This window comes from Arthrobacter sp. AOP36-F1-5 (assembly GCF_058137995.1).
This window is the reverse complement of sequence record NZ_CM176892.1, coordinates 1,675,018-1,688,975: the sequence shown is the minus strand read 5'-3', so window position 1 is coordinate 1,688,975 and position 13,958 is coordinate 1,675,018. Positions and strand designations below refer to the sequence as shown.

Annotated in this window: 5 protein-coding genes; all 5 read left to right on the top strand. The window is 61.5% G+C overall.

Going from position 1 to position 13,958, the window contains the following annotated elements; translation table 11 throughout:
- Positions 1 to 48: 48 nt before the first annotated feature.
- Positions 49 to 768: a hypothetical protein gene (locus tag AC3ZI9_RS07720; protein ID WP_489924005.1), complete on the top strand. Its 720-nt coding sequence runs from the start codon at positions 49 to 51 to the stop codon at positions 766 to 768.
- Positions 765 to 7,454 carry a DEAD/DEAH box helicase gene (locus AC3ZI9_RS07715; protein WP_489924004.1) on the top strand — a complete coding sequence of 2,230 codons (6,690 nt, stop codon included), beginning with the start codon at positions 765 to 767 and terminating at the stop codon, positions 7,452 to 7,454. Before AC3ZI9_RS07720 ends, AC3ZI9_RS07715 begins: the two co-directional genes overlap by 4 nt.
- A 2-nt stretch (positions 7,455 to 7,456) precedes the next feature.
- Positions 7,457 to 9,739 (top strand): 3'-5' exonuclease, encoded by a 2,283-nt coding sequence (locus AC3ZI9_RS07710; protein WP_489924003.1) that lies wholly within the window; start codon positions 7,457 to 7,459, stop codon positions 9,737 to 9,739.
- A complete protein-coding gene (locus AC3ZI9_RS07705; RefSeq protein ID WP_489924002.1) occupies positions 9,736 to 12,672 on the top strand; it encodes an McrB family protein in 2,937 nt (978 codons plus the stop codon). The genes AC3ZI9_RS07710 and AC3ZI9_RS07705 overlap by 4 nt, the downstream gene beginning before the upstream one ends.
- Before the next feature lie 202 nt (positions 12,673 to 12,874).
- Positions 12,875 to 13,936, top strand: coding sequence for an McrC family protein (locus AC3ZI9_RS07700; protein ID WP_489924001.1), 1,062 nt, complete (start codon positions 12,875 to 12,877; stop codon positions 13,934 to 13,936).
- Positions 13,937 to 13,958: the final 22 nt, after the last annotated feature.

Sequence of the window (13,958 nt, the reverse complement as noted above, 5' to 3'; positions counted from 1 at the left end):
AGCTCCACTCCACATCGGGGGGCCTTCGTCATCCCATCAATTCAGACCGTGTCGTCGCACGAGTTCAACCAACGTTGCTGGGCAGTACAACTAGAGGAAACGGACGGACGTTTGCTCCTAGCCATTGGTGGGATTGCATCTTCGTTGGTTTCAGATTTTCAAATCAAGGTTGCTGGTGCTTCGAAGATTGGCCCCGACGACTTAAACCTGCTTCCATTCCGGCAATCTGCATCACTCCTACCAGAAATCTCGTCCCGTTTCGCTCGTTTAATCTGTCTAACGGCTGCATACAGCGAACTTTGGGACAGCAACGGACTTCACATGACAGCGTGGTCGTCGCAATCACCGGCGCGGAGCGCCTATGTGAGAAGGCGACTCCAGATAGAGATTGATGCTTTGACCGCATTATTGTTCGAATTGACCGTTGACGAGCTCTGCACCATCTATCGCACACAGTTCCCAGTACTCCGCGGATACGAGCAGTCAGATCTGTACGACCCCAACGGCCGCAAGGTTCCAGGCGATATGAACAGGCAATACCGCAAGGTCGGTGAGTCTGGCATGAACGCTGCAGACTTGCAGTGGACGCATCCACAGAGCGGGGTGGAGTATACCTTCGAGTTCCCGTTCCGAAGCTTCGACCGGGAGGAAGACATGCGAGCTGCCTACGCCAAGTTTGAACCGCTGCTTCGCTCCGAAACGTCCAGCGCTAATGACATCGACGAGCCGCCTTCAGCTGATTCCGAATGGCAAGGGGCCACCCAGTGACCATCGAAAGTAGCCAGAGCCAGACTTCTTCCGAGTTGCTCCCCACCGAGCAGGCTCGTCGACTCGTCGACGGCCTGACGGACTACCTCTCGACGACCTTTGCTTTGAGCGAGGGCGGTGCCCAGGCAGCCATTGGCAGCTTTTTGGAAGACCCCCAAAACGGGATGTTCAAGGGGCCCTATGTGCGCCTGCGGCTGCCGTTTGCCGCTGCAGAAGGCGATGCCACGGACGTTCTCGACTCCTACACCTCGGATTTCACCCCTTATGGGCACCAGGCCGCTGCTTTCGGACGCCTGAGCAGCAAGGGAACCAATGGGGAGCTGTTTCGACGGCCTCAGCCCACCCTGGTCACCACGGGAACCGGCTCGGGTAAAACCGAAGCTTTCCTGTACCCGATCATCGACCATGTCCTCCGTGCGCAAAAGGCCGGCATCCGAGGCGTCAAGGCACTGATCTTGTACCCGATGAACGCCCTCGCCAATGACCAGGCCCAACGTTTGACCGAGATGCTGCAGCATCCCGACCTGGCTGGCATTCGGGCTGGCATCTACACCGGACAGAAGGATGGGTCCCGACGCACCGTGATGTCGCCCCGAGGGCTCATCAACGATCGACACACTTTCCGTGACAACCCGCCCGACATCCTGCTGACCAACTACAAGATGCTGGACATGCTCCTCCTTCGTCATGATGACGCGCCCATCTGGCAGCAGTCGGCAACCAGTTTGCAGTACATCGTGCTCGACGAGTTCCACACCTATGACGGTGCGCAGGGAACCGATGTTGCGATGCTCCTGCGCCGACTTGGCCTCACACTCAAATCCCATTGGCCCGCGGATCTATCCACCGTTCGCCACGGCCCCGTGGAAACCGACCGGGCTAGACCCCTGGGCCGGATGACCCCGGTCGCCACCTCCGCCACCCTCGGAACCACGTCTGTCACCCCGGAAAACGGGGAAAATAACGACGTTGCGCATCCGATGCTTGAATTCGCCCACACCGTCTTCGGTGAGCGCTTCGGTACCAATTCCATTGTCACCGAATCCCGCCTCAGCGCCGACGAATGGTGCGCCCGGGCGACCTCGGCGGGCACCGCGCCTGGAGTGGGGGGAACATCCCTCTTCGCGCCCCGGGATCTCGAGGACATCGCCTTGACGATCAAGGTGACCAACGACGCGATAAAGAGCACGGCATCCACGGAAGTCAACCTGGAGCGGGTCGTCGACGCTCTCTTTGATGAGAATGGACGTCCTCCGGTCTGCTGGTCTGCCGGTCACCGCACTCAAGAGAACATCGATTCCCTGTTGGCGGCACTGCGCCAGCACCCGCTCAGCAAGAAACTCATCGAGACGGCCAACAACGCCGTCGCACTCGTCGACCTCGCGGACGTAGTTTTCCCGCACCGTGTGCTGCCCGAAGGCATCAAGGGCGAGGATGCCGAGACTTTCCTGGGCCACGTACTGTCCCTCTACTCCCATGTGCGTGCGATTGCCGGGCGCGCAGCCCTCACCGTCGAAACCCACCTCTGGGCACGTGAGCTCTCCCGCATCGACGCCGCACTGGATCTGACACACGATTTCCGGTGGAGTGACGACGGCACCGATGAAGCCGACCTGGACCACCACCGGGTCCACCTCCCGGCCATCTTCTGCCGCCACTGCGGGCGTAACGGCTGGGGAGGCCTCATGGCTCCGACGGGCACAGAACTCATCATGGATCCCGATCAGGTCCGCCAGGCATCCATGCAGAACAGCACGGACTTCCGTGCCCTGCTCTCGGGCACCAATGAAGCCGAGGCCGCCTTCTTGCAACGCCAAGCCGGCGTCGATGAGCCCGAGGTCGAAGGACTGCGCTACCTCCATACGGCCAATCACACCCTGGCCAGTGACATTCCCGACGAGGACGAAGCGGACTTCGAAAAGGGCTTGATCATCCCGGTGCTCACCCACCCGGGGCTCGAAGCAGGCGATCTGAGCGCCAAGGACGTCTGCCCCGCCTGCCACGCCCCCGATGCCATTCGCTTCATCGGCAGCGCCATCGCCACCTTGCTATCGGTGGCCATTTCCAACCTCTTCGGCGCCGAGGAACTCAACGACGACGAAAAAAAGGCACTGGTCTTCACCGACTCCGTCCAGGATGCCGCACACCGTGCCGGGTTCGTCCAGGCACGCTCGCGGACCTTCTCACTCCGCACCGTATTGCATAATGCGCTGCCCGCAGGGGAAATCACCAGTCTCACGGAACTCATTGAAGCAACCATGTGGGTGGGGGATGGGACAGCCGATGCCTCACGCCGCTACGAGTTGGTCCCGCCGGAACTCACCGATCGCGATGAGTTCCGGGTGTTCTGGGACCCGAAGGCGGCAGCGGCCGCGGATGCCGGCAAACGTCGCCGGGCCCGCGATCTGGTCCGCAAACGGCTGTCCTTCGACGCAGCCCTGGAATTCGGCCTGCAGTCACGTTTGGGTCGAACCTTGGAGCTGACTGGTTCGGTGGCGGTGGAGACCCAGGCTGGCAATGACGTGCAGATGATCGCGTTGGCCCGGCGCGTGCTGGAAAGCCGCGTCCAGGTACCCATGTTTGAACGCAGCGAAATCACCGACGCCCAACTCATGGCCTGGCTGCGCGGAATCCTGGTCCGCATTCGACTGCAGGGAGGCATCGCCCATCCTTGGTTGAATAGGTACATTCGCCGGGACGGCCACCGGTGGAACATCTGGGGCGGCCGTGCCCGCGGTGAAGGGATGCCAGCATTCCCCTCCGGCCGTCCGGCCCCCGTGTTCCCCAAGATCGGCGGCTCCGCCGGCGAAACCAACTTCGACGCCGTGCTCGGGCGCAGTACCTGGTACTCCCGCTGGACCGTCCGCTGCCTGGACGTGGCCCATGAAGACGCCGGGTACCTGGCCAAGGCCCTCTTCGACGAGATGGTCGGCGAAAACTTGCTGGACGTCACCCGCAGTGAAACGGGTGCCGACATCTACTCACTCAGTCCCGACCGGCTCCTGCTCTCCATTCCCGACACCAACGCCCTCGAAGCCGGGAAACATACCCTCAAATGTTCGGTCTGCGAGGGGCTCACCTTTGGAACCGACACCGTGGTCCGCCAACTCGAGGGCGCTCCCTGCCTGATGGTCCGCTGCCCAGGCAGTCTGGCCCCCTCCCCGGTCAAGAAATCCAACTTCTATCGCGATCTTTATGCCTCCACGAATGGTAAGCGCGTGGTCGCCCATGAGCATTCCTCGCTGCTCGACGACAAGACGCGTGTCCAGGTCGAGACCGACTTCAAGTCCGGGGCCGGAAAGCCGGATGCCCCCAACGTCCTGGTGGCAACCCCTACCTTGGAAATGGGCATCGATATCGGTGACCTGTCCACCGTGATGCTCTCATCCATGCCGAACTCCGTCGCCAGCTATGTCCAGCGGGTGGGCCGGGCAGGACGCTTGACCGGCAATTCGCTGGCCATGGCCTTTGTCCGAGGACGCGGGCAACACCTGCCCAAGCTCAACGACCCACTGTCGGTCATCGGCGGGGACGTTCGGCCGCCGGCCACATACTTGGATGCCGAAGAAATCCTGTCCCGTCAGTTCCTGGCCTATTTGGCCGACCGACTGGCCCAGGACAAGGCCGCGCCTCATCCGGACATGGCACGCGATGCGCTGGGCAGCCTGGGGACCGACACCTTTTTGGGAGCCCTCATCGGCGAGACCGAAATCCGCGGGGAGGAACACCTGCAGGCTTTCCTACAGCAATTCACAGACGCGGCAGGCGGCGAACTGATCAGTACCGCGGGATGCCAACGGCTGCGACACTGGGTGCTGGGGGACGGTGAAAACACCGCGCCACTGGCAATGAAGCTGGCCCAGGCGTCCAGGCAGTGGAATGAAGACCTCGAAGAGATCAGCCGTCGAATCACGGAATTGGACCAGACGGTGATCCCCGAGCTGAAGACGGATGCGGAAGAAGCAGCCAGGCTCAATGACGAGGACAGCAGCACCGTCCGTGAGGCCCGCCATGCGGTGAGTGCCGCCATCGGAACGCTCAAGCGCATGAGAAAGCAGCGTGATGAGCAACTGTTGGGAACCTACTGGATTTCCCTCATGGAATCCTACGGACTCTTCCCCAACTACACCTTGATCGGCGATACCGTTCAACTGGACGTCGGCCTGTCCTGGCGCAACGAGGAAACCCAGGAGTTCGAAGCCGAAGTCCGCAGCTATCACCGCGGTGCCGCAGCGGCGTTGCGCGAGTTCGCCCCGGGGTCCACGTTCTATGCCGGTGGTCTGGAAATCAAAGTCGATGCCGTGGACTTGGGAGCCCAACAACGCGATCTTGAGAAATGGCAGGTGTGCCCCGCCTGCGGTTGGGTCAACAAGGATTTTACGGCACTGGCACCCACATGCCTGCGCTGCCATGCCGCCGACATCAACGACACCGGGCAGATCCTGAATGTCGCCGTGTTGCGCAAGGTCTCCGCGGAGATCCGCCGGGACGAATCCGTCATCGGCGACCGCCAAGATGATCGTCACCGGACCAGCTTCCATATCGTGCCGGCAGCAGACATCGACCAACACAACGTGACCGACCGCTGGTTCGTGGAGGACTTCGAATTCGGCATCGAATACTTCTCCAACGTCGACATCCGCTGGCTCAACCTGGGGGAGCGGGGAAGACAAGGACCGACAACCTCCATTGCCGGTCATGAGATTGCGGCCCCGCTGTTCCACCTCTGTGACGTCTGCGGCCAGCAGGACAGGTCAGCCAAACAGAATTCCCCCGACGAACATCGATTCTGGTGCAAACACCGCAAGAGCAAGGAAGAGCACGTCCAGACCGTCGCCCTGGCCTATGAACTGAAGACCCAGGCCATCCTGCTGCACGTGCCGATCGACCTGACAGTCAGCGATGATTTCGCGCTACCAACCCTGAAGGCCGCGTTGCTCTTGGGCCTGCAGGAATCCCTCGGCGGCACACCCGGCCACCTGGGCGTCATCGCCGTGCCGGATACCGATCCCACAGCCGCCGGTGTCGAGAGTCCTGCAACCGCGCTGCTGCTGCACGACACCGTGCCCGGAGGCACCGGCTACCTAGCCGAGTTCACCCAACCCGAAAACGTGCATGCCCTACTCCGTGCTGCCTGGGAGAAAGTACGGGATTGCGAGTGCCAGAAGACCGGCCGGCTGGCGTGCCATCACTGCCTGCTGCCGCACGCCGACTATGGTACCGAGGACCAGGTATCGCGCTCTGCCGCCGAACGACTTTTGGGAACACTACTGGCCGGGACGCAACACACCCAGGCACCCACCGATGAATCCTTCGAACCAGTCTTCTCAGATTGGACGGTCACTAAGGAGAAGCCAGAGCAGCACGCGAACGGGGAATCACATCTGGAAGTCCGCTTCCGGCACGTCCTGATCGAACATCTCCAAACCCTCGGAGCGAAGGTCCAGCAAAAGGATGTGCAGGGACGACGCACCTTACAGTTCCAGCTGCCATCGCAGAACTTCTACTGGTTCCTCGAGGAACAAGTAGACATGCACGGTACCCGGCCGGACTTCGTGCTCAGGCACCAGGGTGGTGGCGAGGGAATCGCCATCTACACCGATGGTCGCCAGTTCCACGCGAGCCCCGCCCATAACCGCACCGCCGATGATGCGGTCAAACGCCACCGCCTGCGCGAGCACGGCATCATGCCCTGGGCCATCACCTCCCGGGATCTCGACGATTTCACTGCCGGGGGAGCGGACCACGCCTTGCCGCCGTGGTTTGAACCAAAATTCGTCGACGCCATGATGAAGAAACACTCACTGTCCCCGTCACTGCTGCAGGCCATCTCCGTCGGCGCCATGGCCTTGCTGTGGGAATGGATCAATGACCCCCAGGTGGAGGCCTGGAACCGGTTTGCCGATACGGTCCCCCTGTTCATGCTGGAGGCCAAACCCCGGCCGCTGGAGGCAGCAAAGGACCTCTCGGGCCAGCTCCTGAAGGTCATGACCCCAGACGCTGTCTTCTCACTTCTGGGTGGAAACCAGGACGCCGCGACGTTCTGGTGGACACGAGAACGTGACTTTGTCTCCATCATTCTCTCAGGCCGGCCCGACCATCCCGGGGGAACCCGGGCGATTCTCTGTCTCGACGATCATGAACCGGCTCTCTACGATGAAGCACATGCCGACGCCTGGAGACACTGGCTCCTGGTTTCGAATCTGTTGGGTTTCAAAACCCACGGGGCGGCCATCCTCACGACACGCAGCGCGGCAGAAATTACGACTCTTTTGCAGTTGCCCTCTGTCGGTCAAACAACAGGAGTCCCCAGCGTCTCCGTTGGTTCGAGCCCACTGGGTGCGGATGACCAGCCGACGGGTCGCATCAATGCCGGCTGGGCTGCCGTTCTGGAACAAGCACTCGACGACGATGAACTCGGCTTCTTCAATACCCTGGCACGGCTCGACATCACCCCAACGCCAATGGTGGGGGAGGAAATCAACGGATGGCCCACTATTCTGTCCTGGGACTCCGAAGGCATCGCCGTTCTCGCCGATACCGAGGGCGTAGACGCGCTGACAGCCGCGGGCTGGCAAGTGATCGGTGGCACGGATGACGAGGCTGCCGAACGCATTGCGGACCTGCTGAGCACGGCCCCCTCAGAAGCGACGAACACCAAGAACCCCGCAGGGAAAGGATCCTAGCCATGGCATTCGTGACAATGGTGTCCACCAAAGACAAGCTGGACGGGTCGATCAAGAAGCAAGTCTTCGACTTCCTGCGGAAGCTCCAGGACAACGACACCGCCCCCGGACTGCATATCGAACCCATGAAGGGAGCCCGCGATCGCCGGGCCCGCACCGGCAAGGTCAACGACATGTGGCGTGCGGTCCTCTTCCGCATGGAGGTGCCGGGGGAGACCCACTACGTTTACATCGGGACCTGGCCCCACGACAAGGCCAACGCCATCGCCGAATCCAGCATTATGACCTTCAACAGCGCCCTCGGAGTACCGGAGATCATCAACCGCGGTGCACCGAAACCAGCCGCCGAAGAACCGACGCCGAAACGGCGTCGTCACGACGACCGTTCCGGCACCCAAACCTCCGAAGCCGGGGCCACCGTCGCCGACGTGCCACCGGCGCCGCTACCGAACCCTCCCCTCTGGACGAACCCTCTGTCCCATGAGTGGAATGCAGAGTCGCTATCCGAACAGGCCGGCATCGATGCCGAGCACGCGGAGGCGGCATTGGCCGCCGACACCGCTTCCGGGTTCAGCGCGGTGGTGAACTCCTGCCCGGAAGTACAGGGCCTCGTCCTGTTGGGACTCGCGCAGGGTGATGATTTGGCGACCGTACGCCGTGAACTAGGCCTACCGGCCGCTCCCATGGACGTAGCCGCAGACGACGAAGACGTCGCCGTCGTCCGCGGGCTGAAGACCGCCCCGCTGGGCTTTGCCTACGTGGGGGAAAATCCCCAGGAATTACGCGATGCCGTCGAAAGCGCGGACATCGACCAATGGCGGATCTTTCTCCACCCCGAACAACGCCAATACGTCACCAAGGAAACAAACGGCGCCTACCGTCTCTCCGGCGGTGCCGGTACCGGCAAGACGGTCGTACTGCTGCACCGTGCCCGCTATTTGGCGCAGAAGGGCCCCGAGCAGCGGATCCTGCTGACCACGTTCACCCGTACCCTGGCGGAATCACTTTCTACGAACATGGGCAAGCTGGCCCCCGAGCTCGAAATAATGCCCTTGGGAGAGCCCGGCATTGCGATCTTAGGAATCGACCAGGTCGCCTACCGGATTCTGGCCGAGGCCTCCGTCGCCGAGAAGGATTCCGCCCATCAGGCGGTTTTCGGCAGCGGCCGTAACGCGATGACGAAGCTTTCCGGTCGGGAAGCGTACAGCTGGAAGCAGGCGGCAGCCTCGGTGGACCATGGGTTGCCCAACCATCTGATCGAACCCGCCTTCCTGGCGCAGGAATACCTGGCCGTGGTGCTGGCCGGCCGGATCACATCGTTTGCCAATTATGTGAGGGTTCCGCGCCCGGGCCGGGGGACGGCGCTGAGCCGCAAGGCCCGCATGGGCCTGTGGAAGATCGTCGAGTCATTCCGTCGTGAAAACGAGTTGGACGACCAGCTCACTTATCCGGAGCAGACGGTGGTTGCTGCAGCAATCCTCGAACACCGTGCCGCCGGCGGCCAACCGCTTCCTGCAGATTCCGTACTGGTGGATGAGGCCCAAGATCTCCATGCCGGTCATTGGCAGCTGTTGCGTGCCTTGGCGCCCGAGGGGCCGGATGACCTGTTCATTGCCGAGGACTCGCACCAGCGGATCTACGGCCAGAAGATCTCCCTGAACCAGTTCGGCATCAAGATCCGTGGCAGGGCCCGCCGGCTGCGCCTTAACTACCGGACGACCGCTGAGAACCTCGCCTACGCCATTTCCATCCTGTCCGGCCAGGACTACCTCGATCTGGAAGGCGGGGAGGAAACCACCGCCGAGTACCATTCGGTGCGCACCGGACCGGAGCCGCTACAGGTCGGCGCGACTGATCTGCACAGTGAGCTGGACGCAGCGGTCGAACACCTGCAGCGGTGGCAGGAAAAGAAGGTGGAGGGCAATGCCATCGGCATCCTGGCACGCAGCGAAAAAGCGCTGAAGTCCATCCACACCGGGCTTCTGGAACGCGGGATCCAGGCACAGGTCGTCACGGCCCGGACCAAACGCCCCCAACCGGACCAACCGTTGTTGATGACGATGCACTCCGCGAAGGGCATGGAATTCCAAAACGTCATCGTCATGGGGGTGGGCGACGGCGAACTGCCGGCCACCTGGGATTTCGGAAAGCTACCGGAGGCGGAGCAGGCAGACGCCGTCATGCGGGAACGCTCACTACTCTATGTCGCCGCATCGCGGGCCCGCGACGAACTGGTCGTCACCTGGGCCGGGGCACCGAGCCGACTCTTGGGAGGAAAATCATGAGTGAACAGGACAATCCTTGGACACCAGTGATGGAATTTGCCCGAGTCTCACTGGAGCATACTGACCTGGACTCCGACGAACGCGACTATAAATTGGCTTTCGCTGAGCAGGCACGCATCGCGAGGAACCAGCTCCTTGCTCACGACCCAGTTTGGTTTGAAACGCTGCGCAAGTGCTTGGGACGTGCCGGTCTGGTGAACCAGTACACAACCATGGGCCTCGCCCAGGTAGCCAAGGACCATCCACGCCAGCTCGAAGAGGTCTTTCTGCGGATATGGGCCGACAAGGCCTCGGCAGCTTCACTGGATGAATTCGTTGAGGATCTCAGGGCGCTAAATCCGACGAAGCTCTCCGCCGGCGGCACCGTCGGGCTGGGGGCATTGCTACTATTCGCCAGAAGCCCCGAACACTATGCTCCCTACCAGGTACGGCCAGCCGATGGCTTCCTCAAACTCGTTGGTGAGGTTCCGCTGGGGCCGAAATACTCCACGAAGCGGTTCCAGCAATTTCTGGATGTCCTCGATCGTCTCCTCGAAGAGGCCAGTAGTCAGGGACTTCCGTTGCGTGACCGCCTGGACGCGCAGTCGCTGATCTGGCGGCTCATGAAAGAAGACCCGACCCCAACGTGGCCCGGTGACGCCGCCGCCGCTTTGCGCACATGGCGAGGTGACAAAGTTACTCCAGCCACGGAACACTATCAGCGTCGGCCCGGTAAATCACCGGAAACGGAAGACGCCGCGTGGCTCATCCTGGAACCGGCCCTTCACGGGCAACTGTCTCCTTTGGGTGGACACAGCACCGTTTGGAGTACGGAGGCGGCGGAGCAATTCGCTGAACTTCGCAACACCCACGACCCCGAAACCGGCACCTTTAGCGAGAGGCTCCGTGCCCAAGTGGCCAGCGGCGATCAGGCCGTGCACCTTCTGGCCGCCGAATTGACCTTTCTACAATGCGTGGCGCTCTCCAACCTGCGGCCCGCCACAAAGATCGAGCGGGTGGAGGGCCTGCTCCGCCAATCACCAGACGGACCCCGCGAGCTCCCTGCCAGGTTCCGTGAAGGCCTGCAGTGTTGGGGGTCTTTCAATGGGGGAGCTGCTTTCAACCTCCGCGCTGCCGTGCATATTGGCTGGCTCGGGCGCTTTGCGGAGTATGTTTCCCGGGCCTCCCGGAGCGATTTGGAGCTGGCGTTGTCCACTCCGTGGGAATGGATGGCTTTCACGCTGGCAGTCCCTGAAGACCAGCCGGAGATTCGGCATACCATCAACTATCTCGTGTGGCCCAACTATCTCCTTCCCGTCGTCGTCCAGGGGCATCGGCGCAAAATCAGGGATGCCTTTGCCTCCGTGCTTGAACGTGTCAGGGGTAACGGAGAAATCGAGCTGGCCAAGGACCTGCACGAAATCCTGATAGTCCATACTCGCGAATCAGGTCGATACCCCGAGTGGTACGCGGATCCATATATCACCCAGTGGGCCGGGGGAGAGGCGGCAACCAGCCGCGCCTGGATTGTGCCGCAAACGCAAAATGGTCGTGCCCTAGCCGAATTCTGGCAAGAGCGAGAGCTGGTGAGTCTGCCTTCCCTCGGCCTGGACGCTGAATCCGTCGGTGCTTCCTTCGAAGAGATTCACGCCACCCTGCGCGGTTCGATGGACGGGGAATCCGCCACGTCGATGCGCGACGCCGCGGGCTCCATCCACCGCTTTATCACCCAGATGTCCTTGGGTGACTACGTGGTGGTTCCATGGGAGGAGGTGCTGCTGGTCGGGCAAGTCACCGGGGATCCCGATCTCGGCACCCTCGAAGGCGCGAAGTTCCTCCGTAAGGTGAGCTGGAATGCGACCTTGATAGTCAACGAGAACCTTCCCGCGCAACTCGCCGCCGCCCTCCAAGAAACCCATGCCGTCACCGACGCCAGTGCCGCGTCGCGGGATATCGCCTCTTGGTTGGACAAGGAACAGCCGGTTGGCGATGAACCCGTAGTGGCCAAACCTTCGGTGTCCAGGTCACAGGAAGCACTGCTACTCGACGCAGCGACGGAGGATTTGAGTTCCAGGCTCCACGTGGACCGGGACGACTTGCAGGAACTGGTTGATCTTCTGCAATCCAGGCGTCAGATCGTGCTCTATGGTCCTCCGGGTACCGGCAAGACATATATTGCCAAGGAATTGGCGCGCCACTTGACCGGCAGGGAACGTACCGCCGATGTTCAAATCGTGCAGTTCCATCCTTCTTATTCCTACGAGGACTTTTTCGAGGGTTACCGCCCCGCCTCAGCCAATGGGCAGGTGGGATTTGAGTTGCAGGACGGGCCGCTGCGCCGACTGGCACGCGTGGCCGGCGAGCCGGGAAACGAGGATAAGCCGTTCTTCCTCATCATCGACGAGATGAACCGCGGCAACCTCGCCAAGATTTTTGGCGAACTGTATTTCCTGCTCGAATACCGGACGGATAGTATCCGGCTTCAATACAGCCCGACCGAGAGCTTCATCCTTCCGCCGAACCTCTACATCATCGGAACGATGAATACGGCAGACCGTTCCATCGCCATGGTCGATGCGGCTATTCGCCGTCGGTTCGCGTTCGTGGAACTTCACCCCCAGGAGGGGATGATCAGGGACGTGCTGGGCCGGTACCTGATCGCGCAGCAGCGTTCCCCGCTCACCGCTGAGCTGCTGGACAGCCTGAATGAAAAACTGGGTGCGGCCAAACGCGATCTGGCCATCGGCCCTTCCTACTTCATGAGGGATGATGCTGCCGATGCGGCCGGGCTACGGCGTGTATGGAAATACGAGTTGCTTCCGCTGTTGGAGGAATACCATTTTGGTGAACTCTCGCGAGACGACGTTCATGCTGCCTTTGGACTGGATGCCCTGTTGACGTCGATCGGTCGCAGTCTGGAAGACCTGGACGTGAACGTTGACGACGAGGAGTAGTCCTGAGGTTTCCGGGCTTCAGCATGTTGTCCTCGACGAATTGGGAACGAACGGTCCGGTTCTACAACTGGACGACAACGTGCGCGCAACGCTCGACGCCACTGGCCTGGTCACTACGAGGTCGGCAGTCGGACCTCTTCCGGGGCAGATTGCCGGAACTTCGCGATATTGGGAATTGGTACCCTCTGGGCTCGTCGGTGCCGTGCAGATCGCGGACCTGCTGGTTGAAGTCAGGCCCAAGGACAAGGTCCCGATCGCCCAACTACTCTTTCTTCTCGGCTATGCCCACGATCCGGGATTCCTGCCAGGTGATGTTGCCGCGGTCGAGACGAATGATTTGTGGGCTGCCTTCGGAGAGACACTGGCACGCTCGGCGGAGCGGGCCACCCAACGAGGCGTCCTGCAGGGGTACGTAACCCTGGAGGAAACGCTACGCACCGTACGGGGCCGCATCCGCATGTCCGACCAGCTGACTCAGCGCCCCGGACAGTCCTTTCCCATTGAGGTGACCCACGACGACTTCACCATCGACATCGTGGAGAACCGGATTCTGCGCGCAGCGGCCCGGCGCATGTTGGCTGTCCCGCGACTACCTGCCGATATTCGTCGGCGATTGATGCACCTCGATCAGCGTCTTGCCGACGTCACGGTGCTCACCAATACCCGGCATCCACCATCGTGGACACCGGGCCGCATGAACCAGAAGTACCTTCCGGCGCTGCGTATTGCGGAAATTATCCTGCGCAACATGGTGGCTGAGACGGCACCGGGCAGATTCTCCGTGGCGTCTTTTGCCGTGGACATGGCACGGGTTTTCGAGGACTTCACGACCACGGCCTTGACTGAGGCCCTGCACAGGTACCCAGGTCGCACCACCGCCCAATTTTTTTGCCACCTTGACGGCCCGAGGACTGACGGAGCACCACGGATCGCGATGCGCCCCGATGTCCTCCACCACATCGATGATCGGCCGGCGTTGATCTTTGATGCCAAATACAAAGCGGCAACCACCAGCGGCAGTTATGCCAACGCCGACTACTATCAAATGTTGGCATACTCCACCGTTCTCGACAGTATTCCCGCATGGCTGCTCTACGCGGGCCCCGGGATGCCGCGTCGCCGCGAGATCATCGGGACGACGACACTGATCACCGAGTACCCCATCGATATCGGACGGGAGCCCCGCGAGCTCTTGGCCAGCTTCGATGCGCTGGCCGAGTCGGCCATGGCCATGATGAAGCAAGCAGATTCCAGCGATGGATAACCGAGGATCATCGGTTCAGGTA

Excerpts from the sequence above, each read along its gene's own strand:
- AC3ZI9_RS07710 (WP_489924003.1), top strand. The coding sequence starts at position 7,457 with ATGGCATTCGTGACAATGGTGTCCACCAAAGACAAGCTGGACGGGTCG.
- AC3ZI9_RS07705 (WP_489924002.1), top strand. The coding sequence starts at position 9,736 with ATGAGTGAACAGGACAATCCTTGGACACCAGTGATGGAATTTGCCCGA.